Source organism: Arthrobacter sp. P1_H7, assembly GCF_056405215.1.
The window spans coordinates 18,707-40,759 of record NZ_JBFUCO010000022.1; the positions used below are offsets into that span (position 1 = coordinate 18,707).

Annotated in this window: 23 protein-coding genes, 1 tRNA gene and 2 pseudogenes; 13 read left to right on the forward strand and 13 right to left on the reverse strand. The window is 61.4% G+C overall.

Annotation, left to right across the window (positions count from 1 at the left end):
- Window positions 1-30: 30 nt before the first annotated feature.
- From AC1DXI_RS18720 to AC1DXI_RS18730, 3 genes are read right to left on the reverse strand one after another with little or no spacing between them, the layout of a single operon-like run.
- Window positions 31-1,290, reverse strand: a complete 1,260-nt coding sequence (locus tag AC1DXI_RS18720; RefSeq protein WP_476939862.1) for a glycosyltransferase — start codon at window positions 1,288-1,290, stop codon at window positions 31-33.
- A 9-nt stretch (window positions 1,291-1,299) separates the two neighbouring features.
- On the reverse strand, window positions 1,300-1,698 hold the full coding sequence (locus tag AC1DXI_RS18725) for a 6-pyruvoyl trahydropterin synthase family protein (protein WP_018774279.1): 399 nt from the start codon (window positions 1,696-1,698) through the stop codon (window positions 1,300-1,302).
- A 3-nt stretch (window positions 1,699-1,701) separates the two neighbouring features.
- Entirely contained in the window at window positions 1,702-2,775 is a 1,074-nt protein-coding gene (locus AC1DXI_RS18730) for a zinc-dependent alcohol dehydrogenase (RefSeq protein WP_476939863.1), read from the reverse strand.
- A 127-nt stretch (window positions 2,776-2,902) separates the two neighbouring features.
- Here AC1DXI_RS18730 and AC1DXI_RS18735 point away from each other — a divergent pair.
- Window positions 2,903-2,992: transfer RNA gene (locus AC1DXI_RS18735), tRNA-Ser, on the forward strand.
- Between the two features lie 62 nt (window positions 2,993-3,054).
- Here the strand turns inward: AC1DXI_RS18735 and AC1DXI_RS18740 are convergent.
- Entirely contained in the window at window positions 3,055-4,188 is a 1,134-nt protein-coding gene (locus AC1DXI_RS18740; protein WP_230120178.1) for a tyrosine-type recombinase/integrase, read from the reverse strand.
- On the reverse strand, window positions 4,175-4,711 hold the full coding sequence (locus AC1DXI_RS18745) for a helix-turn-helix domain-containing protein (protein ID WP_230120177.1): 537 nt from the start codon (window positions 4,709-4,711) through the stop codon (window positions 4,175-4,177). Before AC1DXI_RS18745 ends, AC1DXI_RS18740 begins: the two co-directional genes overlap by 14 nt.
- A 96-nt stretch (window positions 4,712-4,807) precedes the next feature.
- On the opposite strand from AC1DXI_RS18745, the gene AC1DXI_RS18750 reads away from it, so the two are divergent.
- From AC1DXI_RS18750 to AC1DXI_RS18770, 5 genes are all read left to right on the forward strand, one after another.
- Window positions 4,808-5,011 (forward strand): helix-turn-helix transcriptional regulator, encoded by a 204-nt coding sequence (locus tag AC1DXI_RS18750; protein WP_230120176.1) that lies wholly within the window; start codon window positions 4,808-4,810, stop codon window positions 5,009-5,011.
- Between the two features lie 318 nt (window positions 5,012-5,329).
- A complete protein-coding gene (locus AC1DXI_RS18755; protein WP_476939874.1) occupies window positions 5,330-5,890 on the forward strand; it encodes a helix-turn-helix domain-containing protein in 561 nt (186 codons plus the stop codon).
- Window positions 5,891-6,252: 362 nt separating this feature from the next.
- Window positions 6,253-6,741, forward strand: a complete 489-nt coding sequence (locus AC1DXI_RS18760) for a recombinase family protein (RefSeq protein WP_476939864.1) — start codon at window positions 6,253-6,255, stop codon at window positions 6,739-6,741.
- Between the two features lie 544 nt (window positions 6,742-7,285).
- The gene (locus AC1DXI_RS18765) at window positions 7,286-7,516 is read left to right on the forward strand and encodes a hypothetical protein (RefSeq protein WP_476939865.1); all 231 of its coding nucleotides are present in this window, start codon (window positions 7,286-7,288) and stop codon (window positions 7,514-7,516) included.
- Window positions 7,517-8,173: 657 nt separating this feature from the next.
- Window positions 8,174-8,575 (forward strand): hypothetical protein, encoded by a 402-nt coding sequence (locus AC1DXI_RS18770; RefSeq protein ID WP_230120173.1) that lies wholly within the window; start codon window positions 8,174-8,176, stop codon window positions 8,573-8,575.
- Window positions 8,576-9,191: 616 nt separating this feature from the next.
- Here AC1DXI_RS18770 and AC1DXI_RS18775 read toward each other — a convergent pair.
- From AC1DXI_RS18775 to AC1DXI_RS18795, 5 genes are all read right to left on the reverse strand, one after another.
- Complete coding sequence (locus tag AC1DXI_RS18775) at window positions 9,192-9,614, reverse strand: hypothetical protein (protein WP_476939866.1); 423 nt, start codon at window positions 9,612-9,614, stop codon at window positions 9,192-9,194.
- Between the two features lie 873 nt (window positions 9,615-10,487).
- Window positions 10,488-10,724, reverse strand: coding sequence for a hypothetical protein (locus AC1DXI_RS18780; RefSeq protein ID WP_476939867.1), 237 nt, complete (start codon window positions 10,722-10,724; stop codon window positions 10,488-10,490).
- 42 nt (window positions 10,725-10,766) lie between these two features.
- A complete protein-coding gene (locus AC1DXI_RS18785) occupies window positions 10,767-12,038 on the reverse strand; it encodes a hypothetical protein (protein WP_476939868.1) in 1,272 nt (423 codons plus the stop codon).
- Window positions 12,039-12,044: 6 nt separating this feature from the next.
- On the reverse strand, window positions 12,045-12,953 hold the full coding sequence (locus tag AC1DXI_RS18790; RefSeq protein WP_476939869.1) for a TIGR02391 family protein: 909 nt from the start codon (window positions 12,951-12,953) through the stop codon (window positions 12,045-12,047).
- A 500-nt stretch (window positions 12,954-13,453) separates the two neighbouring features.
- Window positions 13,454-14,011 carry a hypothetical protein gene (locus tag AC1DXI_RS18795; RefSeq protein ID WP_230120168.1) on the reverse strand — a complete coding sequence of 186 codons (558 nt, stop codon included), beginning with the start codon at window positions 14,009-14,011 and terminating at the stop codon, window positions 13,454-13,456.
- 148 nt (window positions 14,012-14,159) lie between these two features.
- On the opposite strand from AC1DXI_RS18795, the pseudogene AC1DXI_RS18800 reads away from it, so the two are divergent.
- From AC1DXI_RS18800 to AC1DXI_RS18830, 7 genes and pseudogenes are all read left to right on the forward strand, one after another.
- Window positions 14,160-14,801, forward strand: a pseudogene (locus AC1DXI_RS18800) (4-carboxy-4-hydroxy-2-oxoadipate aldolase/oxaloacetate decarboxylase); the annotation flags it as partial.
- Complete coding sequence (locus tag AC1DXI_RS18805) at window positions 14,798-15,910, forward strand: 4-oxalomesaconate tautomerase (protein WP_476939870.1); 1,113 nt, start codon at window positions 14,798-14,800, stop codon at window positions 15,908-15,910. The pseudogene AC1DXI_RS18800 and the gene AC1DXI_RS18805, both read left to right, overlap by 4 nt.
- The gene (locus AC1DXI_RS18810) at window positions 15,907-16,923 is read left to right on the forward strand and encodes an amidohydrolase family protein (protein ID WP_476939871.1); all 1,017 of its coding nucleotides are present in this window, start codon (window positions 15,907-15,909) and stop codon (window positions 16,921-16,923) included. The genes AC1DXI_RS18805 and AC1DXI_RS18810 overlap by 4 nt, the downstream gene beginning before the upstream one ends.
- On the forward strand, window positions 16,923-17,816 hold the full coding sequence (locus AC1DXI_RS18815; RefSeq protein ID WP_230120164.1) for an amidohydrolase family protein: 894 nt from the start codon (window positions 16,923-16,925) through the stop codon (window positions 17,814-17,816). Before AC1DXI_RS18810 ends, AC1DXI_RS18815 begins: the two co-directional genes overlap by 1 nt.
- Entirely contained in the window at window positions 17,816-18,217 is a 402-nt protein-coding gene (gene ligA / locus AC1DXI_RS18820) for a protocatechuate 4,5-dioxygenase subunit alpha (RefSeq protein WP_230120163.1), read from the forward strand. The genes AC1DXI_RS18815 and ligA overlap by 1 nt, the downstream gene beginning before the upstream one ends.
- The gene (locus tag AC1DXI_RS18825; RefSeq protein ID WP_230120162.1) at window positions 18,217-19,065 is read left to right on the forward strand and encodes a class III extradiol dioxygenase subunit beta; all 849 of its coding nucleotides are present in this window, start codon (window positions 18,217-18,219) and stop codon (window positions 19,063-19,065) included. The genes ligA and AC1DXI_RS18825 overlap by 1 nt, the downstream gene beginning before the upstream one ends.
- Window positions 19,062-20,012, forward strand: a complete 951-nt coding sequence (locus AC1DXI_RS18830) for a Gfo/Idh/MocA family oxidoreductase (RefSeq protein ID WP_476939872.1) — start codon at window positions 19,062-19,064, stop codon at window positions 20,010-20,012. The genes AC1DXI_RS18825 and AC1DXI_RS18830 overlap by 4 nt, the downstream gene beginning before the upstream one ends.
- A 9-nt stretch (window positions 20,013-20,021) precedes the next feature.
- Here the strand turns inward: AC1DXI_RS18830 and AC1DXI_RS18835 are convergent, their stop codons facing one another.
- The 3 genes and pseudogenes from AC1DXI_RS18835 to AC1DXI_RS18845 all read right to left on the reverse strand — a co-directional run.
- The gene (locus tag AC1DXI_RS18835; protein ID WP_230120160.1) at window positions 20,022-20,801 is read right to left on the reverse strand and encodes a hypothetical protein; all 780 of its coding nucleotides are present in this window, start codon (window positions 20,799-20,801) and stop codon (window positions 20,022-20,024) included.
- 4 nt (window positions 20,802-20,805) lie between these two features.
- The gene (locus tag AC1DXI_RS18840) at window positions 20,806-21,810 is read right to left on the reverse strand and encodes an aldo/keto reductase (RefSeq protein WP_476939873.1); all 1,005 of its coding nucleotides are present in this window, start codon (window positions 21,808-21,810) and stop codon (window positions 20,806-20,808) included.
- Between the two features lie 81 nt (window positions 21,811-21,891).
- Window positions 21,892-22,053 (reverse strand): annotated as a pseudogene (locus tag AC1DXI_RS18845) (4-hydroxybenzoate 3-monooxygenase); the annotation flags it as partial.

Sequence of the window (22,053 nt, forward strand, 5' to 3'; positions counted from 1 at the left end):
CATTCTCCAACAGCTTCTCTGTCAGCGGTATCAAGAAGCCCTATCAACCCGCGCCGTCTGCTTTCCCGGTGGCCCCGTTTCATCGGTTGCTGTGGTTTCCGTGGTTTCCGTGGGTTCTGCGGTTTTCGTGGCTTCCGTCGACAGGTAGCCCAGAACGGTCCGGGCGGTGGCATCCCAGCCGGGCAGCCGGCCCCGGGCGGCCGCTGCCGCCTCCCGCCAGCGGCCCCTGAGACCGGGATCGTCCAGCCAGCGGCGGAGCAGGTCCGCCAGCGGGGCGGGGTCCGTTCCGAGCCCGACGGCGGCGCCCGGCAACCCGGGCCCCGGGAAGTCTGGCGCCGGGAAGTCTTGAGCCGGCGAGTCCGGCGCGGCAGTGCCGGGCACGGTGCCGGCGGCGAGAGCCTCGACGGCGCCGGTGCCCTCGCGCACCACCACGGGGATGCCGCGGGCCAGCGATTCGGTGACCACCAGGCCGAAAGTTTCGGCCCGGGAAATCAGCAGGCTGAGATCGGCCGCATCCCATTCAGCATCCAGTGCCGGGCCCCGGAGCTCGCCCGGGATGCGGACCCTCCCGGCCAGGCCGAGTCGTTCCACGGAGTTCCGGAGCTGCGCGGCGTAGGCAGAATCGGCGGTGTCCGAGCCGATGAGGGATGCCGTCCAGGGCACATCCGTGAGCCGGCCGAGCGCGTCCAGTAGGAGCGACTGGTCCTTGTTCGGCAGCAGCGCCGCCACGGCGATGAGGTGCGGGGCGCCGGGGCCGGCGGACAGGCTGCCGGCTGCGAGCGGGGCGGGCGCGGTCCCGGGCAGGGCGACCCGTATGCCGTCGAGCCGGTGGCGGGCGCGGATGTCCGCCGCGGCTGAACCGCTCGTGCAGATGACGCCGGCGGCGGCCCGCAGGGCCCTGCGTTCGCGCTCCGGGTGGTCCGGCAGGGGCATGTGCAGCAGGATCCAGACCCTGTCCCCGGCCGCAGCGGCCGCTTCCAGTTCGTCGGGCGCGCCGCAGGCCAGGAGGCTGTCGACCACCGTCACTGTGCCCAAGGTTGCAGACCCGGCAGTTGCGGGGCCGACGGTCCTGGCCGGGCCGCCGTCGGGCTCCGCGTGCAGCAGCCCGGCCAGGCGCCGCCGGTCCACCGCGTTGCCTCCCGGCCAGTCGCCGTCGAGCGGACAGGTTTCCACCGCGGCACCGAGGGCCGCCAATTCGGCGGCGAGCGACGCGTTGTAGACGTTGCCGCCGGAGTTGTGCCGGACGTTGCCGGGCACCACCAGACGGATGCGAAGGCTGGCCGGCGGCATCTGCGGTGCCTAGCGGGCGTCGAAGTCCAGCGAGTAGCTGGCCCAGGCATCGGGGGTCTCGCGCAGGGTGACGTCCAGCCCGGCGAGGTCGCGCCCGTCCGTGCCGACGCGGATCTGGGCGGCGACGGCGTCGGCGATGTACCGGGCGAGGGCTTCGGTGGTGCTCAGCTTGCCGGAGAAGTCCGGGTGCTCGTCGAGGTTCTTGTAGTTCAGCTCGTCCAGGACCTCGTCCACCGCGTCCCCCGCCGCGCCGATATCCAGCACGATCGCGTCGTCATTGAGCTCACGACGGCGGAACGTCACCTCCGTGACGAACGTGGCCCCGTGCAGGCCCTGGGCCGGGCCGAAGACTTCGCGCGGAAGGCTGTGGGCAATCATGAAGTTGCGGCGGACGGTCAGACTAAACACGGGCTACCTCGTGGCTTCGGTGGGCTGGTCAGTGGATTCGAATTCGGCGGGCTGGGTTTCGACGGATTGCGCGACGCTGGATTGGGTGGACGGGTACTCAATGACGTGGCAGAGGGCATCCAGGGTCCCGTCGGCGAGCCGCTGGACGACGCCGGGGAGCTGCGTGAACGGCGAGGATCCGGTCAGGAAGACGTCAAAGACCGGGTCCTGGAGCAGGGACACGGCGAGCGCGAGGCGCTCGGCGTTGGTGCGGCGGTGCCTGCGGGCGCGGGCCACCATCCCCACCTGGCTGGCCCGGATGGACAGGCGGCGGGCATGGAAGTCCTCCCCCAGCGGGAGGGTGACCAGCCGGTCGGCGTACCAGGACATTTCGATGATGTCGCCTTCGTCGCCCACCAGCTGCAGGCTCCGTTGCAGGCCTTCCTGGGACGCGGAGCAGTGGATCACGATGTCGCAGTCCGGGAGGGCGTCATCGGGGTGGCTGAAGTCGACGCCGAGGGCGGCGGCGAACGCGCGCTTGGCCGGGTCGACGTCGATCAGCTGCAGCCGTGCGAGCGGAAAGCCGGCCAGGAGCCTGGCCACCATGCCGCCGACGAGTCCTGCCCCGATCACGGCGACGCGGTCGCCCAGGCGGGGCCCGGCCTCCCAAAGGCCGTTGATCGCGGTTTCCACGGTGCCGGTGAGCACCGCGCGGCGGGCCGGGACGCCGTCGGGGATCACCGTCAGGGATTCGACCGGGACGATGAAGCGGTCCTGGTGCGGGTAGAGGCAGAAGACAGTCTTCCCGGCCCAGCCCTCCGGTCCGTCCTCGACCACCCCCACAGTGAGGTAGCCGAACTTCACCGGGTAGGGGAACTCCCCCGCCTGGTTGGGGGCGGCCATGGCGCCGGCGACGCACTCCGGGACACTCGCGTGGTGGACCACCAGCTCGGTGCCCTTGCTGATCCCCGAATACAGGGTCCGGACCAGCGCCTCGCCGGGGCCGGGGGCGGGCAGGTCCTCGCCCCGGAGCTCGCCCTGTTCCGGGCCGACGGTCCAATAGGCGGTGGCGGTGGTGTGCCGTTCAGAAGTAGTCATTGTGCTTACGAATCTAGTGCCCGCACTGTTCGCCGGGAAGGGTGCGGGGTTCCGGCGAGTCGGCGTGCGGCTGCCGTTGGGGCTCGTTTTGTGGATGGGCGCCTTGCTCCGGTACCCTAGTCAGGTTGGTGACGTGTCCGAGCGGCCGAAGGTGCAACACTCGAAATGTTGTTTGGTGTAAAAGCCAACGTGGGTTCAAATCCCACCGTCACCGCCAATAAGAAAGGCCCTGCTTCCCTTTGTTTACAAGGGAAGCAGGGCCTTTTGCTTTGCCCGGAATTAGGCGGGTGGGCACATTTTGGGCACATTCGCCAGAGAGACGGCGTGATCTAGAGCGTCCGAAACTGAGTCCAGATCCCCGTCAAACAGATCCGCGTACGTGTCCAGCGTCATGGCTGCCGAGCTGTGGCCGAGCATTTTTTGGACCACTTTCACGTTCGCGCCGGCCGACACGGCGAAGCTCGCGGCCGAGTGCCGGAGGTCGTGAGGTGTGATTCGGGGAATACCTGTCCGCTTTACTGCGCTGCCAAACCAGCTCATGTTGTCCTCATGCACTCTGGCCAGCCGTAAGTGGTGCCCGTTCTCGCCGGGGAACACCAGATCGTCGCGCGCCTTGCCTTCACATTGCCGTGCCAGGTGCTCCCCCAGGAATCGCGGGAAGGGCACAGTACGCTTCTTGTGGTTTTTCGGGGTGCCCAATTCGATCACGGAGCCAACCTGAACGGCGTTTTCCTCGATCATCAGCCGGCGGCGCAGCATATCCAGGTGCTTGACCCTCAGAGCCGTTGCCTCACCCCACCGGATGCCGCAGTACGCGAGCACGAGGACCAAACCCGGATACTTGCTCGCAGCAGCCAGTGCATGCACCTGCTCATGGGTGAGGTAGACGTGAGGCTTTTTCACCTTGCGGGGTAGGGACACGCCCCGGGCGGGGTTGCTGAGAGTCCGTCGATCGCTCACGGCATCATCCAGGATAGATGCCAGCACGCCGTAGGCCCGGATTACCAGAGTGGCCCCTTTGGGCTTCCGCGCCGGCGTCGCGCCCGGATCCCCGAGCGTCATTTCGGACACCCACTGCTGAACAGCGGTCTTCCGGACATCGGCCACGGCGACACTCCCCCATGCGGGCAGGACGTGGATTCTCCAAGCGGATTCTAGCGGCCGGTACGCGGATGGCTTCAGATGGGTCTGACGGGCCAGCCACGCGGCTCCCAGCGGCCCAATGAGTGCCTTGGCTGCCATAGCATCGATGAACTCCCCGCGGGCCTTGGAGACCTCCACGCTCGCCAGGAACAACTCCGCGTCTCGCTTGGTACGGAATCCCCGCTTCTTCGTCTGGGTCCGGTCCGGCTTGCGATACCGGACCTGATAGCGCCGGCCCGCCGTGGTGTGATAGGGCTCAATCGTTGCCATCGGCGGAGCGTCCTTCAATACCTACCTGCTCCATAAGGGCCTTTATGTCTTCCCCGATCGCAGCCAAACGCAAGTTGAATTCGTCGCTGATTGGTGCGTCGCTCGAGGGCACCCGCGACCCAACACCCGCGGGGCGGATTTTGCGGTCGTAGTTCGGGTCGAGGCCTTGACGGTTGCCCTCGATCGGGGATTCGCCTTCGGCCCAGTCCCACATCAAAACCAGGTCTCCGACCTTGGCGCCGGTTACTTCGAGTGGTTCATCCGAAGACCAAGGCAATAGGACCGCGTTTGGATTGACACCTAAGGCAATTGCCAGAGCCATTAGGTCGTCTACATCGACGCGCCTCGCACCAGCTTCGATTTTTTGAAGGCCGCTCGCGGAGATTTCATGCCCAACATCTCTGAGCTTCCGCTGAAGTTCCCGAAGCGTCAGACTGCCGCGTAAACGCTTGAGATTCCGAGCTACGGCTTCACCGGTTGGGCCCATGTCGTGCCCTCGAACACGCTGTTTATATTCCGCCATATAAGAAACGATACACGCCATTTTGACAACACGCGCGATAAGAAACTATCGTCCCTAATACGACGTGAAAACCGCTGAATAAGAGAAAGTCGGGCCATGGAATCAGAACTGCTTACCGCAGCAGAGCTCGGAACAAAACTTCACAAGACTGCACCCGCCCTAGCGCAGTGGCGCTACAAGGGCATCGGCCCCAAGTTCGTGAAGATTGGCGGCGGAGTTCGGTACCGAGCCAGCGACGTGGAAGCCTGGCTCGACGAACAGACTCGCTCGCAGACCGGCCAAGCTCTCCCAAGTGCCTAGCCGCCAGCCCAGTCCTGCAGCCTGCAGCCTGCAGGCAAAGAAAGGGCGCCCCCGGAGTCGTCGCCAAACAATCCGCCGGAAGCGCCCAATAGCCGATCAAGATCCAAGGGACCTCATGCCTGAGCCTAGCATTGCCGTTCTCGAGTCGAGTAAGAAATCGTTGTCAATCGCGTTCGATCCGAAGGCGAACAGTCACCAAACATTGCCTGCCGTGCACGGCAATTTCTTCCTCGGGATGGCCCAGAAATGAGCTGGGAGGCCCAAGCCTGGGCCCGGGACATGGGAAAGCGTTTTGAGCTAGACCCCAGCCATCGCTGGATGCTCACAGCCTTGGCTAACTACGCCGACAAGGACGGCAACAACATCTACCCGAGCATTGCAACTCTGGTGATGGACACGGGCTTCGGGGAAACTTCGGTGCGACGCCATATCAAGCACCTCGCCGCTATCGGCCTCATGGAGTACGGAAACCAGGAAGCTGCGCTCAAATTCCGTGCTGGAAATCGACCAAAGGTATACCGGCTAACCATGAGTCAAAAAACCTCGCCTCCCCACGCTGAGGAGTCCCGATCTGAGGCCCCCCAGCTTGAGGGGTCCCCAATTGAGAGGTCTCAAATTGGGGGGTCCCAAACTGGCGGGTCCCAAAAGTCGCCTTTGGGGGGTCCCAAAAGGGGTGCCACAGTGGGAGTTAAAACTAGAAACCCAAAAGAAAACCTCTGCGCCGTTTGCGAGCGATCCCGCCCAGCCTCCGTCATCGACCCATCCGGCACTTGCGCTGATTGTCTCGGCTTCGGCCCCGACGCTGCCGTTGCTGGCGCATCGTTTCTTGCGCAGCGTCAACTCGCGAGACAAGCGCGCAGGTTTGGAGCACTCCCCTAGCCCGTTATAAACGATGCCATTCGCCCACTTATGGATGACGCACTCTTTCATCCGAGCATGGGGGAGACCGCGACGGAGCAACGACTACGTACGAGAGCTGGGCTCCCCGGACATGTACTAAAGGGGCTCTTCGGCATATGTAAATTCGACCTATCGCACCGTTTTCGCGTTACCGACGATAATCTCTCTTATCGTCGGTAACTGCCCAAATATCCCGTGTTTTCGCGGATTTTCTTGATCCGATACGCCCACGACAGAGAGAACCAAAGTTGCCAAATGCAAACCCTCCGGAGCGACGCTCCCGAACTAGCGGCCACGGCCAACGGCGTGAGAAGGACCCTATCTCCATATTGAGGACCCTTTTGTCAGACGTTGAATCAGGCATGGTCACGTTGCCACAGGATGTTCGTTCCAAACTCGAGATGTCCGTTGGCCAGCTGAAATTTGCGGTTGAGCACCACGACCTTCTCACACAGGTACTGGCGGCCGGACATTCCCAAGGACTGCTTCAATCGGACGTCACAGCTAAGGCTGAAAAGCCCAGCGAGACCAGCCAAAGGATGAGAAAAGTGCTTGACGAAGTAGCAAAAACGAAACATGTTGGTCGCCCGCGCGCGCTGGATGTCCAGATAATCCAGCGCATCGTGAAAATGCGCCAAGACGGCATGACCATTGCCGCCATCGCCGGCCAATTGACCCAGGACGGCATCCCGACGTCGCGAGGCGGCAAGGCTTGGAGTACGGGAACGATTCAGACAGATATGGGATCAAGGACAGCCCGCTGTATGTACATCGAACCCAAACCTGCCCGTCCGGCCTTTGAACCGGCGGCGGCAAGTTCAGAGCGGTGAGTCCTTGCTGATTTCGCACCCCCACCGCCGCGACTTTCTGCCCGGGCAGTTGATGCCAACCTCAACGCGGCGGCGAATTCGATAGTTGTGGGAAGGGCCGAGAAAGGCCGCCGCTGGATTGGAACCACTGCGTTGCTTATCTCGGCCCTGACGCCCTTAGTGCTCGCTGCTGTTGAGCGCTACTGGCGTTGACGACGCTGCCACATCCGAGGGGTCGATTGGTTAGCGCCGGTCGGCCCCTCTGCAACACATACTAGGCGTCGCCGGCCTTCTCCGCCATGCCGATCGGAGTCCGGCGCCGACACCACAACGGGTTTGTCATGGCAGCTTTCTGCAGGAGGGGTGGCGAAACGCGCGACGGGCGGCCGAATCCGCAGCAGTGGTATCACCGCCGATTTCTCGGTTCCCCTTCGTTGGAGGACCCTCCGCTTCTCCGGACATTCACGAAGTCGGAGAACGCCAAGAGACGTGGGCAAGGACCTGGCGTAAGTCACCCTGGCAGAGCCACTTATTGAAGCGGCAATCACGGTCTAGGCTGGCCGCTATGACCGCCATGGAAGAAGTCAAAGTCATCGTCAAGACGGCCCTCGGCCGCGATGACCGGCCGCTGGTGAACCGTATGCTCAGCCAGATGACTCCGGAGGCTGCACTACTTTGGCTTCAGCGGTCCGAGCCATTCCTTGGAGGGGCACGGCCCGTTGACGTTCTCGCCCTCGATGGCGCCGGCCCCCTCCTGGACACCTTGGGCGCGCTCGAACAAGGCGGATTCGCCTAAAGCGGGGAAGGCGCAATGGAGAAAAAGCCATTCCTGACCAGGGACGACGTCCTTCGCATCCGGGCCACCGTCGACGCAGATTATGAACGCTACGTGAACAACCTCGCCGGCGGTACGACAGATGACCTGGGGCCTATCCACGCACAACCTCCGACATCGGGAACCGAGACCACAAACACTCAACCGCCATAAGGACGCCGATGGGCTGCACCAAAACGCCCAATTGATACGCAACCCGCAAAGCCAACCTTCGCCGACGCCCTAATGCGCCGCACCTGTGGCCGATGCGGTTGAACACCCGACAGGCACCCTGGCAGCCGTATTTCTCCGACTGCCGCAATCCGCATCTCCGGGGCCAGCGGATTTCCCACCGTCATCGCCGGTGAACGCTCAGCTCCAGTCGCTAACTGCTGGCGGCCCCGACACTCCCGCACGGGTCCCCCTGGCGGCACCCTCGTGTCTGATTCGCCGCATACTGAACTCCAGAGCGGTTCGTGACTCTGAACACTCCTTAAAAGGTTAAGATCGGCCGTTCCAAGCTTCGGCGCCTCAGGATGCTGACGCAAAGTCGGCACCTAACCCGGCAGCCCGCGGCGGTAACCGCTGCAACCGCAAATGCGGAGTCCGGTCTGCCTTGGCTATCGTGTGCTCACGGCTATGAAGGACGAACACCGTCTGAGCTCGAGAAGAGCCACCGCGATCATCCGGTGTGAGTTGGAGCGCGGAGACCTTGATTTCGCCTTCCGGGTCCTGGTCACCGCCATCACTGACTTCCGTCAGACATCACCGTCGAATCATGCGGATTTCCTGATACCTCCGGGCTCCACCGGATCCCTACGGTGGGACACGCTGCTGGCCGCGGTCATCGGCCGCGAATGCGAACGGCTCGGAATCCCCAAACCTCCCTGGACACAACCGAATCCCCTGGCGGAAGAGTGGGCTGTCACGACCCTGCCGAACGCCACAGAGCGGTGGCTGGCCAGAATTAAGTCCGGCACCCCAGTTGAGTTCTCCCGCCTAGGCATCTGGATCCGTGCCCGGGATCTGGAGACCATGTAACGGCGACCCGTTTGCGTCAGCTCCTTCCTGAAGGCCCTCGGCACCCATCCGGCGGTAACGATCGAGTGAGCGAGGTACGGTGCTGTTCAGGTTCGGGAATGCCTGCCTTCTGTGTGACATAGGAGGCGGCATGGATGAGCTCTCCGAGCAGATGCAGGTCGTCCAATTGCGGGTTCGCGCTTGTTACTGTCGTGTACCAGCCGCTCCAGGCGAGCTCGCTCACTGGGTACTCCACGTCCCCGGACCGGGAACGGAAATAAAGTTGCTCCCCTGCCGGCTCGTTCCCCGGGTCGGGTCCGGGTGCCGGCTGGCGGTTCGGAGCTGCCCAGCCGGCGGTGATGACCGCCTGGGCGATGTAGTTCTCTCTTTCGTACCAGGGCATGTCGTACGAGGGGTCGTCCGGGCACTGGGTCTCCATATGAAGCCTCCTTGAGCAGGGTAGCCAGCAGGTCCTCGCGTTCCAGATGCGGGGAGGCGGCCGACAAAGCCGCGTACCACTCGGACCAGTCGAGCCGGAAGACCGGAAAATTCATGTCGAGGGATTCGGAGTAGAAGTGCAGGTGCATATCCGCCTTCGGGTTGCAGTTCCCGGGTGTTTCCGGCCTGTGCGCTGCGTTCACCACTGGGCTCCGGCTTCGTCTTCGAAGGCCGCAAGGACACGGGCTGGTTGGTCAAGATGGTCGACGGGGCGGCCCCCGTCCGCGAACCATGTCGTCGGAGATGTCATCCACAGGACAACGTCAGCACCGTCCCAGCTGTACTCGTCCGCGATCGTCTTCAAATCCTGCATGAGCGGGCGAACCCTCATCGACCCGGCACCGCCGGATGACGGCTCAACAACGAATCCGGGGTACAACTCCTGGCCTCGGTACCGCAACGAGAAATCAAGCGCGTCCGCCTCATTCCCGGGGCCGAGGACGTCCCGGACTTCACTCGCCGTCAGAAACCCGAACTCACGTCCGACACGCTTGACCGCGTTGATCGTCGCCTGCACCGACCGGACAAGCTGGGGTGAAACGTCCGCCTCGACGCTCTCCAAGGCGCGGAACAGGGCGGCGATGGTCTCCGCCTAATAATCAGGCACAAGTTGCCCGTCGTCTTTCTCGTCAGAGGGTCCTGCAGGTGGAGCCATTGCCATTTCCTCCTCGTCCACGAAGGGTGCCTCGATACGCGACCCTAACCCAAACCTAAAGGGGTGAAAAGCGCCGATCCTCCGACCTCGTCAGCCCCCTGAAGGGTGGCTTTGGCGAGGTTCACATGCGCCTGCTACACCTTCTCTGCTCAGCGTTTCTCGGGCTGGGGGCCTGGTGTGCGGCTACTTCGTACAGCGAGGAAAAATTGTGCTCGCTGCCGCTCGGGTCGAATCGATTAGGGTGATGAGCATGAACTTAGCGGAGTGGGGCGAGGAGCTCACTGAGTCTCTAGCCGATGGCCCGGGGGCGCCCGCGCTGCTAACTCTGGCACAGTGCGGGAACGCGACTGCCAGCGACGAGGTCATGGAGATGGCTCGTCAGGCCGTTGATGCCGCCGGCTGGCCCTTGTACGAACTCACCGCAGATCAGGTCGGCGGCACACCCCTCACGCTACAGGAAACCGGTTTCCTCATCCTCCGTGGCGTCGCCGCGCCGCTTCCCGGAGGAGTACCAGTGCTGGTGGCCGCCTTTCAGCACCTCGTGCGCCGAGGTCAGCCCGTAGGACTACTAGTGGTGGGCTCCGCGGATGGCATCGACGCACTATGCAGGCACCAGGCGATGGGGTTTCTGAGCCGCGCGGAGTGCGTCGTTCACGGCGGGGAACTCTCCTCCTTGACCCGATGGATTACCAGCGGGCCGCGGATCAGATGCCGAGGTAGGTTCTTTGGACTTACTTCCGCGCGATTGCTTCTTGGCTGCCACCGCGCCTCCGACGAGGCTCAAAATGGACGTTTTGTAAAGTAGAAGTGATCCAATTGCAGAATTTGCGGATCAGGAACCTGGGATAAGCCTTCCCTGTTTTCGGATGCCTGGGTGCTACAGCCCGCGCGGATCCGGGCCTGTTCGACGACGTGCGGGCACCAGTTCGGTGTGGAACGATCGACGGGTTTGAGATGCCGCACAGAACGATAAATTCTTAGCGGACGCACCAGATGGTTTACTAAGTCGTCGATCATGTCTTCGACTCCCAGAGCGGCTAGAGTGCACGCGGCTCTTGTTCAGAGCGGATAGTCCTTGGCGTCGGGCCATGGCTCTTCCCAACCTCGGTTCTGCGGGTGGCTCGATAGCCACTGGCGAATGTTGATCAGGACTTCATCGACGTCGTGGAGCAGGTCCCGTTGTTTGCGGATGAAGGTGCGGTCCGTCAAGTTGGTGCGCAGGGCGTGGGCGGGCTTCTGCCGCGCCGCGCGGACTTGGCGCAAGGGTTTCAACGCCCACTTAGCACGATCTGCCTTCACATGGTTCATCGTCATGAAAAGCTCAAGCCGGCCAAGGGTGCCTAGACGGTCGTTTCGCTCGTTTATCCGTGGAACCGTGGCCTTGTCGAGTGCAGCGCCGTCGATGTTGTCCGACAGGAGCTTGTCGAACGAGTGAATGAAGTGGTCCCATTCCCGCTGGTCCGCCCGGAGGATCCACCCAAAGTCGTCGGGCAGTTCGTGCGACCGGAAGAGTCGCGCACCCCATATGTTCTCGAACAGGTCGCTGATGGCTTTGAGCTCCTGCGCGAGCCGGGTGAAGGGTCCCATGCCATCCGGCCAGCGGCCCATTTGCGAGGCGTACCAGACGGGGTGAGGGACGATCCCTTCCGCGTCAACCTGAAAACTCGCCCAACGCTGCTGGTGCTCAGGGGTCAGGTCGTCCAAATCACCGTAAAAGGCCGCGACGCGTCGGACGATCGGCGATTCCGGGAGCTCCGGGTCGTAATGGCGCATGTCGTAGGCGAAGCCGAGGTGCATAAGCCCGACTCTGTCCTTCTTTGGCTGGTCTTTGTCGTCGTACGCCTCGTCGGACAGCCCGAAGTTGATGCCGAAGTCGCTCATTCCGAACCTGTAGCGGGCGTCGTTGCGGTAGCCCTCGAGAACGTCCGAGCTGAAGAACGCGAGTTCCAGCGTGGACCGGCCGCGCGCCATTGCCCTGGCAAAGGGGGCGTCGTCGAACTTCTCGGGCAACTTCATCCTCCTCAGTGCCTTCGCCTTTGGGTAGAGGCAGACACCGTAATCGTCATCGGAGAGTGCTCGAAGTTCTTCGATCTGCTCGGCGACGGTCCTGCGCGAAGGCCAAGGGCGGATGTGAATGTTCATGTAGTCACTCGGGCCAACTACTTCGATCAGGTCGGCGTTTGCCAGCTCGACCGCTGCCTCGATCTCGTCGCGTGAATTCCGGGTGGTGCTGATATGCAGCCCGTTGAAGTCCCGTGACTCCATGTAGCGCCGTTTCGTCTTCTTCAGCATCAATCGCGCGGAGACAGACAGGCCTTCTTTTGCAACCATACCGATCTAGCCGTTTTCCCTGGTCAAAACCTGGCTGGGTTCGCCTGCAGGCTCTGGCCACACCGGCTCGGCCTCAGGTGTGGTCACGCCTTCGACGGACACAACGACACACCGGTCCACGAACTTGGCAAGAACGCTCAGCGTCGCTAGCTGTTCGAGGCCGTCTTGTTCGGTAAAGTCCTCTGCGACGTGCGTCGCTGGGTTCCGGATCACCATGTTGACTCCGGGGGCGAAGCTCAGAAGGCCGGACTGCATCGTTTTGACGTCCTGGTCGTCCGAGTCGCCTGGCCAGCGCAGCCTGGGCTTACCCTCCTGAGGGTCAGAGGTAGCGAACGCCTGCTGCCACAGAGAAGTGTCGCTCGCGTTGTTCCGGCTGGTGAGCTGCTTCATTTGGCCGCTGACGGCTTCCGCGGAGGCCGCAACTGCTTGACGGAGATGGCCATCGTTCCAGAGACGCTGGGCCGCGGCCCACACCAGAGGATGCAGGAGCGAGGGTTCTATCGTCGGCGACGTTAGCGCCTTGGCCTTCGCCTTGAGACCCTCCAGTCGGCCTGCCGCCTGGAGACAGCAGCCTCGGACGACAGGGGCGTCGAGCAGCGGCTTCGGCTCAAGCATCCGCTGCCAGTTCACGAAGGGGTCCAGCGCCCCGAATCCCTGGACTGCGAGTCGGACGTCCGTGACGCCGCTGAGATCCATGAGCGCTCCGGCGAGGCGGTTCAGCTCATCAGTGAGAACTCGGACACGCGCCTTGTCAGCGCCATCCTTCCGCAGGACAGCAGGAGCCACCCCCAAGGCCATAGCCCCGAACCCGGAGTTCTCGACATGGTGCGTCATGAATTCTTCGAACGCCCTCGAAAACTCCTCGAGGCGCTCCGCCAGGAAGTCTAAGTACTCGCTATTCGTCCGGACGTCCATGTCTCCCCTGACCTACTCGTGGCGTTCGCATCCGACGGCGTCAATCGCCGTGGGTCGGCCACTTTGCGACAAGTCTGCCGGATCTGCGCCAATTCGTACGAACTGGAGGCCCCTGAACGCGATACTCGAGCAACGTTGGTTGTGGAGGTCTGCAACAGCGATGCATTTCACAGCGGAAGTTGCACTAGTCGTTTTGATGTTCTCCCTGTTGAAAAGGGGCTGAAGGACGGCGGCTCATCAAGCTGGGATGTGATTCCTGCGGTGTCCGTAAGTCCGTCCATGCAGCCGGCAACGGACGTCATTTCGTGTTGAATGATGATTACTGCATCTCGTGCTCTATCACCAGCCCCGGCACCTCGCTCCAGAGATCAGGGTTTCCACGTGGCGAGGTGGTCTGCGAATCGTTCCATGACGTTTGAGACATCCTCGTCGAACCGCTCCCAGGTGTTGCCGGGGTAGACGGCTTCAACTACGCCACTCATGGGAAGGCTAGGATCAAGTTAAATGGCGGGGTCGTTCATCTCGTAGTGGACGCACCTGTTTCGCACCAACCCCGCTTCCCGGCACATCAGCCGCATGGTCGGCGGATCAGACAGTAGAGTCCTTAGTCCACGCATCCCAGCCGTATCTAGCACGGGGAAAGGCTGCTCCACCTGCCGCAGGGCCGAGAGTGAGTGGTACACCGTCACGGTTCGCGCTCGGAATGTGGCCTGTTCATGCCCGGTGGCCGTGAGCGGCAGGAACTCGCGGAGGGTGTTCAAATCGCCTTCAACCATGAGCAGGAGCGTCTTGAGCTCGTTCGGGAAATCTCGTTCGTATCTGGCTGCCAGGTATGTTGCGACGACACGATTGCTGTGTCTGATCCTGCATTTCGATAGGTCAAGGCTCCCCGTCAGGTCGGGCTCGCGAAGGTCAGCAGCGCTCAGTGCCACCATCGTTGCGCCCCACTCTTCGCTGACAGCCCGAATCGGGCCGCCGGACGTGCTGCGCGGGTCCGCAGGATCAAGATCCAGCCTGTACGCCATTGGGATGCTCGCCCCCATGAGGGATCCGTTCATGAAATTCGCGTTAGCGATTGCTTCCGTTCAGCGGAATGTTTATTGGAAGGGCCTGTGACATGACGTTCTCTGTACCAAAAGGCATTGCACGGTATTCAAAGGAGAATCATGGCACGAGTAGTTCGAGGTACCCCCCCGCACCGCCCTTGACGTCGTTGATGGGCTTGCTGAGCTGGGTGTCGCCACAGTTCATGAATCCCAAGGCCGGACTGGCCTGCTCGATATCCGCCTTCGGCCCATCTTCCCGGCAAGGATCGCAGGGAACGCGCTCACCTGTGAGGTGGCTCCCGGGGACAACTGGTCCATCCATGTTGCTGTTGAGCAGGCCCAGGCGGGAGACATTCTAGTCGTGACGCCCACCAGCCCATGTGACGATGGATATTTGGGCGACCTGCTCGCCGAAAGCCTCTTGGCGCACGATGTGCGTGGCCTTGTCATTGATGCCGGTGTTCGCGATGTGGACACGCTGACGGAAATGAGCTTCCCGGTGTGGTCCAAGGCGATCGGTGCTCAGGGAACGGTGAAAGAGACCGTCGGCAATGTACAGGTTCCCATCGTGATCGCCAACCAGCTTATTCGCCCCGGTGACGTAATCGTGGCCGACATCGATGGTGTCTGCGTTGTTCGACGCGAGGAGGCGGCAACCGTCCTGGCTAAGGGCCGTGAGCGTGAAGCGAACGAGGCCGCCAAGCGTGCACGTCTTCGATCAGGTGAGCTGGGCCTGGACATTTACAACATGCGCGACAAGCTCGCCACCAAGGGTCTGGTCTACGAGGACTACGCGAAATGACCAATACGCAGGTGGCTGTGCCCTGCGCGGTGATGCGTGGTGGAACCTCAAAAGGGCTCTATTTCCTGGCCGAGGATCTGCCTGATGACCGCGGTACACGTGACGCTTTCCTGCTGGCAGCAATGGGCTCGCCGGATAAACGCGAAATCGACGGTATGGGCGGCGGTCACCCGCTCACCTCCAAAGTGGCCGTCATAAGCCGGTCAAACCGCCCGGGAATCGACGTGGACTATCTGTTTTTGCAGGTCTGGCCGGAGCGCGCCGAGGTCAGCGACCAACAGAACTGCGGCAACATCCTGGCCGGCGTCGGTCCGTTCGCCCTTGAAAAGGGTCTTCTTCCTGCCGCTGATGGCATCACGGCGGTCTCCATCTACATGGTGAACACCGATTCGAAAGCCGCCGCCTTCGTGGAGACCCCGGACGGAGTGGTGAACTACGCTGGTTCCGCCCGCATTGACGGCGTTCCCGGAACGCATGCACCGATCACCATCAACTTTGAAGATGTCGCCGGCTCAAGCTGTGGGTCGCTTCTGCCCACCGGCAACGTGGTGGACGTGGTCAAAGGCGTAGAGGTGACCTGCATCGACAACGGCATGCCGGTGGTTTGCCTCAAGGCCTCCGATTTTGGCATCACGGGCTATGAAACACCGGCCGAACTCGAAGCGAATCCGGTGCTTAGGGCCCGGCTGGAGGAGATTCGGCTGGACGTGGGGCGCTTGATGAATCTAGGCGATGTCACCAGCAAGACCGTTCCCAAGATGAGCCTGCTGGCTCCCGCCAAGAGAGGCGGTTTCGTCAGCACCCGCACGTTCATCCCCCACCGGGTGCATGAATCCATTGGTGTGCTGGGTGCCGTTTCGGTCGCCACCGCCTGCATGCTCGAAGGCAGCGTCGCCGCCCGGACCGGTGACCCGGTTGCACACGACAGCAACTCCGGTTCTGGCGTCGAGGTTGAAGTCGAGCATCCCTCCGGCTTTTTCACAGTCCAAATGGACGTTGACACGTCATCGGGCGAGCCCGTCGTGACCAAGTCCGCCTTGCTTCGCACCGCTCGAATGCTGATGTCGGGCTCAATTTTCGTCCCTCAATCATCTTGGGAGAACTCATGATCCTCGATTGCCATGGCCACTACACAACCGCTCCCGAGCTCCACAATCAGTGGCGGATTGACCAGCTGGCGGCATTTAGGGTCGGTCAGCCCAGCCCCGCCTACCCCAAGATCTCCAACGAAATCATTCGTCGGTCCATTGAATCGAACCAGCTGCGCCTCATCAAGGATCGCGGTATCGACCTCACGATCTTTTCTCCACGGGCATCCGCCATGGGTCACCATGAAGGTGACCAACGCATCAGCCTGGAATGGACCATCGCGTGCAACAACCTGATCAGACGCGTCGTAGATCTCTTTCCTGGAACGTTCGTGGGGGTCGGCCAGCTCCCGCAGTCCCCCGKGGCTGACCTGACAGAATCGATCAAGGAACTCGAACGATGCGTCACTGAACTTGGCTTCATCGGCTGCAACCTTAATCCCGACCCCAGCGGCGGGCAGTGGGACTCGCTGCCCCTGACCGACAAGTACTGGTACCCCCTTTACGAGAAAATGGTGGAGCTCGACGTTCCCGCTATGATTCACGTCTCGGCGTCGTGCAACCCCAACTTCCATGCGACTGGCGCGCACTACATGAACGCGGACACCACCGCATTTATGCAGCTTCTGCAGGGAAACCTGTTCGCTGACTTCCCGACCTTGCGGTTCATCATCCCCCACGGCGGTGGCGCTGTTCCCTACCACTGGGGTCGGTATCGCGGCCTCGCGGACATGCTCAAGCAACCCGACCTGGGTACGCATCTGATGAACAACGTCTTCTTTGATACCTGCGTTTACCACCAGCCGGGAATCGACCTGCTCCTTGACGTCATTGACAACAAAAACATCCTGTTTGGTTCTGAAATGATCGGCGCCGTCCGCGGCATCGATCCTCAGACCGGCGAGTACTTTGACGACACGAGGCGCTACATCGACGCCGCTGACATCTCCGACCAGGAGCGCGAACGAATCTTCGCTACCAACGCCCAGGCGGTCTTTCCCCGGCTCAAACAAAAACTGGAGGCCTTGGTCTGATGAACATCCTCACCTTTGCGAAAGACGCAGACTGGCTCGACTGGCACCCCAACCCGAGTAAGCCCACGTTCCGGGTTCCAGCCGGGGCCGTCGACGCGCACTGCCATGTTTTTGGCCCCGGCAGCCTCTTCCCTTTTGCCCCCGAACGCAAGTACACGCCTTGTGATGCCAGCAGGAATCAGCTGTTCGCGCTGCGGGACTTTCTCGGCTTTGAAAAGAACGTGGTTGTTCAGGCCACCTGCCACGGTTCGGACAACTCGGCTCTCCTGGACGTCCTGGAGCACTCGAACGACAAAGCCCGCGGCGTGGTCACCGTCAAGCCCCATGTAACGCCCACGGAGCTGGCCCGGATGCATGAACTCGGCGTGCGGGGGGTCCGGTTCAATTACGTCAAGCGTCTGGTTGATCCGAAACCGGACGAGTACTACCGCGAAATCATCGAGAAAATCCGTCCCCTGGGATGGCATGTTGTTCTCTACTTCGAACCCGCCGATCTGCGGGAGAAGTGGGACTTCTTCACGTCCCTGAACATTCCTATTGTCATTGACCACATGGGCCGGCCCGACGTCACCAAACCTGTGGACGGACCGGAGTTTGCGGAGTTCCTGCGCTTCATGCAGGAGAACCCCAACGTGTACTCGAAAGTCAGCTGCCCGGACCGCATCACGGTCAGCGGCGCCCCGGCCTACGCCGATGTGGTGCCCTTTGCCAGGGCCGTGGTGGAGGAGTTCCCCGACCGGGTTCTGTGGGGGACCGACTGGCCGCATCCGAACATGAAACAAGAGATGCCCGACGACGGAATCCTCGTGGACTATGTCCCGTCGATAGCAATGAGCCCGGCCTTGCAGGAGAAATTGCTCGTAGCCAACCCCAACAACATGTATTGGAGCTGATGATGAAGCCCGATTTTGAGCAGTTCAAGGACCTTCCCGGCACGACCATCTTCACCATTGAAAAAGCCCGTGAAGGTTTCCACTTCAACGAATTTTGCATGAGCCTTCGTCAGGAGGAGAACCGCAAGAGGTTCCTCGCCGATGAGCGCTCCTATCTGGATGAGTGGGAGATGACGGAGGAGCAAAAAGAGGCTGTCCTCACCCGTGACTTCCAGAAGATGCTCGACAACGGCGGCAACGTCTACTTCCTGTCCAAAATCTTCGCGGCAGAAGGACTGTCGTACGTCCAGGCGGTGAGCACCATGACCGACATGAATGTCGAGCAGTACCAGGCGATGATGAAAAGCGGTGGCCGGCACATTGATGGCTGGCGCTCCAAGAAAGAAAGAGGCGAAGCGTAATGGCAAAAATCACCGCCGGAATCGCGACCAGCCACGTGCCCGCAGTAGGGGCAGCTATCGATATGGGCCGCACCGAAGAGGACTACTGGAGGCCCATGTTCGAGGGCTATGAGTTCTCAAAGAACTGGATCAAAACCAACAATCCGGACGTGGCGATCATCGTCTACAACGACCACGCCTCCTACTTCGGTATGGAAATCATGCCCACGTTCGCCGTGGGAGTGGCCGAGTCCTTCGAGATCTGCGATGAAGGATACGGGCCGCGGCCGGTCCCCCCGGTAGAAGGCGCCCCGGAGCTGGCAACCCACTTGGCTGCTTCCCTCATCCTTGATGACTTCGACCTGACTGTGTTGAACGTCCTCGAGGTGGACCACGGGTTGACGGTGCCCATGTCGCTCATGTTCGGCACCCCGGACAAATGGCCGGCCAAAGTTATTCCTCTGGCCGTAAATGTCGTGATGTACCCCCAGCCCTCCGGCGAACGTTGCCTTTCGATCGGCAAGGCCATCAGAAGGGCGGTGGCGGAGTTCGACGAAGACCTCAATGTTCAGATCTGGGGAACCGGAGGCATGAGCCACCAGATCCAGGGTGCTCGCGCAGGTCTTATCAATTTGCCCTGGGACCAGAAGTTTATGGACGACCTCATCAACGAGCCCGAAGTACTTCAATACAAGCCCCACCTCGAATACATGAGGGAGGCCGGCTCTGAAGGCGTTGAGCTCATCATGTGGCTCATCATGCGCGGAGCCCTCGGCGACAAAGTCGACGAGGTCTACCGGTTCAACCACGTACCTGCTTCCAACACCTCTGTTGGACACCTGATCCTCACTCCGAAGGAAGAAGCATGACCGTAAATATCGCTGTCGTAGGCTTGGGCGCCTTCGGCCACAAGCACCTCGACGCCATCAGCCATATCTCTGACGCCAAAATTCAGTACGTTGCCCACAGCAAGATGGACATCGCGAAGGAGGTCGCCGTCAAGTACGGAGCGAAAGCCGCCTTCACCAGCTACTCCGAACTACTGGAGCAGGATGACCTTGACGGGGTCATCCTCGCTACCCCAACCCAGATGCATCGCGCCCAGACCCTGGAAGCCCTGCGCGCCGGCAAAAATGTCATGGTGGAAATCCCCATGGCAGACTCACTGGCGAGCGTACGGGAGATCGTGGACGCCCAGAAGGAAACGGGCCTCATTGCGATGGCCGGCCACACCCGGCGTTTCAACCCGTCGCACCAGTACGTGCACAACAGGATCAGCGCGGGTGAGTTCTCCATCCAGCAGATGGATGTGCAGACCTACTTTTTCCGCCGGACTAACACCAACGCCCTCGGCCAGCCCCGCTCCTGGACCGATCACCTGCTGTGGCACCATGCCGCCCACACGGTCGACCTGTTCCAGTACCAGACCGGCGAAAAGATTGTGAAGGCCAACGCCGTCCAGGGACCCAAGCACCCCGAACTTGGCATAGCCATGGACATGTCCATCCAGCTTCAGAGCGAGAACGGCAAGATTTGCACGCTCTCACTCTCCTTCAACAACGACGGCCCCATCGGGACCTTCTTCCGCTACATCGGCGACACCGACACGTACATCGCCCGGTACGACGACCTCGTCGACGGCAAGGAAAACCCCATCGACGTCTCCAAGGTGGCGGCATCGATGAACGGCATCGAACTGCAGGATCGCGAGTTCGTTGACGCCATCAAGGAAAAGCGTGAGCCCAACTCCAGCGTGGCCCAGGTTCTTCCCTGCTATGTGGTGCTCGACGCCCTGCAACAGCAACTCGAGTACTAGAAGGCCGGACTACGGGCGCTTACTGTACGGAATCTTCTTTCCGTGCAGGATGCGCCCGTAGTTGAACTCGATCCCGGGAAGCATGGTGCTCTCATACCCGGTCTCGTTGAGCATCGCCACCACATCCATGATTTCAATTTGCCGACGCTTGATGTGCTGAGCAGTACCAGACATGTACTGCTGGGCCGTTTCCGCTGAGCTGGCTTCGAACTTCTCCAGAATTTCCTGGTAGGCCCAACTCTGCATGCCTATGCTTTCGGCCGCCCAAAGACAGTCGATGACAGCCCCGGCAATCCCCTTGGTCAGCAGACTGCGGATGAGATGGCGCGCCGTTGCTTCGCCCGGAACTTCTGAAACATACCGGAGGGTCAGCCCGCAGGGTTTGAGCAGCTCTATCAGCCGTCGGGCTCCGGTACCGGCGACCTCCATAACCAGCCCCTCGACCGGGACGGGGTCCTGCTGGACGATGGTCACATCCACGAAGGAACCATCCGGGAAGAGTGCCGCGAGCTGCCTTTTCGTTGCCGGTGTGCCCGTCTTCAAATCTGCATAAAGCACATCCTCCCCGAGCAGGGGAACAACACGTTCCGCGATTCTTGGCTGCCCCGAGGAAGAACCCACGGCGAGGACCACGTCAGCACCAACCACAGCGTCCTCAAGGCTTCCCGCAGGAGACTTCGAAGCGGGATCAAACCTGATGACACTGGCACCGGCCCTCGTGAGCACATCGGCAACCTTGGACCCAGTCTCATTTTGACCGATGATAGTGATCTTGGGATTCGCGGTCATGAGCCTAATCCCCGCGTTGGTCTTTGATCGTATTCTCCCGGTCAAAAAGTTTCATCTGGGCGGCAGTATGGTGCTCACCCACGGGCTGCGTAACGTTATCGAGGGCCGCGATGTGTTCTGGGGTGAGTTTCACGTCCACAGCGAGCAGATCCTCTTCGAGGTGGGAGATGCGGATGGTGCCAGGAATCGGCGACCAGTCATCACCTTTACTAAGCAGCCAAGCCAACGCGACCTGCGAAAGAGTGGCTCCTGCTTCTTTAGCAACAGCTTCCACCTCTTCCAGCACAAGGAGGTTCTTCTCCAGTGCACCGTCCATGAAACGGGGGTTGCCCAGGCGCCAGTCATCCTTATCCAGCTGGTCAAGGGACCTGATTTTTCCGGTGAGGAGGCCACGGCCAAGCGGTGAGTACGGCACAAAACCGATGCCGAGCTCTTTCAGCAGGTCCAGGGTTCCGTCGTCACCGTCACGGGTCCATAGTGAGTATTCAGACTGAAGAGCAGTGATCGGGTGAACCGCGTTCGCCCGGCGGATAGTGTCCGGGCCCGCTTCAGAGAGGCCAATATGACGGATCTTGCCCTCGGTAACGAGTTCTTTCAGCGTACCGATGACGTCTTCGATAGGCACGGACTTGTCGACCCGGTGCTGGTAATAGAGGTCAATGTAGTCGGTATCAAGGCGGGTGAGGGAGCCCTCCACCGCCGCCCGGATGTTTGCTGCCGAACTATCCAAAGGCCCGGCATTCCCCACATGCGAGACCAGACCGAACTTCGAAGTAACAACGACCTGGTCACGACGGCCCTTCAAAGCCGTCCCCAGAAGTACTTCATTCTTGAAAGGCCCGTAGAGCTCAGCACTGTCAAAGTGGGTCACACCCAGTTCCAGGGCACGATGAATAGTACGGATAGACTCTTTGTCAGCCTGCTTATGGCCCGTATAGATATGGGACATACCCATGCAGCCGAGCCCTAGCGCGGAGACGGTGAGGTCACGAAGCCTGATGTATTGCACAGGAACACACTTCCGTTTGAGGTCGAATCAGGTGGAAAGCCCTGCATAGACGAGGACAGGGCATCGATTTTGTTTCCCCGCCTACCGGCCGCCGGGCCAGCCGGTGTAGGCCTCGGCGAGGTAGGCCATGCCGTGGGTGGAGGAGACCACAGAGTTGAGCTCGCCGAGCTGGCGGGCGCGGGAGAAGTCGTCCGCGCCGGCGGGGGTGTGGAGCATGGTGGTCATCCAGTAGGAGAACTGCTG

Excerpts from the sequence above, each read along its gene's own strand:
- AC1DXI_RS18720 (WP_476939862.1), bottom strand. The coding sequence starts at position 1,290 with ATGCCGCCGGCCAGCCTTCGCATCCGTCTGGTGGTGCCCGGCAACGTC.
- AC1DXI_RS18730 (WP_476939863.1), bottom strand. The coding sequence starts at position 2,775 with ATGACTACTTCTGAACGGCACACCACCGCCACCGCCTATTGGACCGTC.
- AC1DXI_RS18740 (WP_230120178.1), bottom strand. The coding sequence starts at position 4,188 with ATGGCAACGATTGAGCCCTATCACACCACGGCGGGCCGGCGCTATCAG.
- AC1DXI_RS18745 (WP_230120177.1), bottom strand. The coding sequence starts at position 4,711 with ATGGCGGAATATAAACAGCGTGTTCGAGGGCACGACATGGGCCCAACC.
- AC1DXI_RS18750 (WP_230120176.1), top strand. The coding sequence starts at position 4,808 with ATGGAATCAGAACTGCTTACCGCAGCAGAGCTCGGAACAAAACTTCAC.
- AC1DXI_RS18755 (WP_476939874.1), top strand. The coding sequence starts at position 5,330 with ATGCTCACAGCCTTGGCTAACTACGCCGACAAGGACGGCAACAACATC.
- AC1DXI_RS18765 (WP_476939865.1), top strand. The coding sequence starts at position 7,286 with ATGACCGCCATGGAAGAAGTCAAAGTCATCGTCAAGACGGCCCTCGGC.
- AC1DXI_RS18770 (WP_230120173.1), top strand. The coding sequence starts at position 8,174 with ATGAAGGACGAACACCGTCTGAGCTCGAGAAGAGCCACCGCGATCATC.
- AC1DXI_RS18780 (WP_476939867.1), bottom strand. The coding sequence starts at position 10,724 with ATGATCGACGACTTAGTAAACCATCTGGTGCGTCCGCTAAGAATTTAT.
- AC1DXI_RS18785 (WP_476939868.1), bottom strand. The coding sequence starts at position 12,038 with ATGGTTGCAAAAGAAGGCCTGTCTGTCTCCGCGCGATTGATGCTGAAG.
- AC1DXI_RS18790 (WP_476939869.1), bottom strand. The coding sequence starts at position 12,953 with ATGGACGTCCGGACGAATAGCGAGTACTTAGACTTCCTGGCGGAGCGC.
- AC1DXI_RS18795 (WP_230120168.1), bottom strand. The coding sequence starts at position 14,011 with ATGAACGGATCCCTCATGGGGGCGAGCATCCCAATGGCGTACAGGCTG.
- AC1DXI_RS18805 (WP_476939870.1), top strand. The coding sequence starts at position 14,798 with ATGACCAATACGCAGGTGGCTGTGCCCTGCGCGGTGATGCGTGGTGGA.
- AC1DXI_RS18815 (WP_230120164.1), top strand. The coding sequence starts at position 16,923 with ATGAACATCCTCACCTTTGCGAAAGACGCAGACTGGCTCGACTGGCAC.
- ligA (WP_230120163.1), top strand. The coding sequence starts at position 17,816 with ATGATGAAGCCCGATTTTGAGCAGTTCAAGGACCTTCCCGGCACGACC.
- AC1DXI_RS18825 (WP_230120162.1), top strand. The coding sequence starts at position 18,217 with ATGGCAAAAATCACCGCCGGAATCGCGACCAGCCACGTGCCCGCAGTA.
- AC1DXI_RS18830 (WP_476939872.1), top strand. The coding sequence starts at position 19,062 with ATGACCGTAAATATCGCTGTCGTAGGCTTGGGCGCCTTCGGCCACAAG.
- AC1DXI_RS18835 (WP_230120160.1), bottom strand. The coding sequence starts at position 20,801 with ATGACCGCGAATCCCAAGATCACTATCATCGGTCAAAATGAGACTGGG.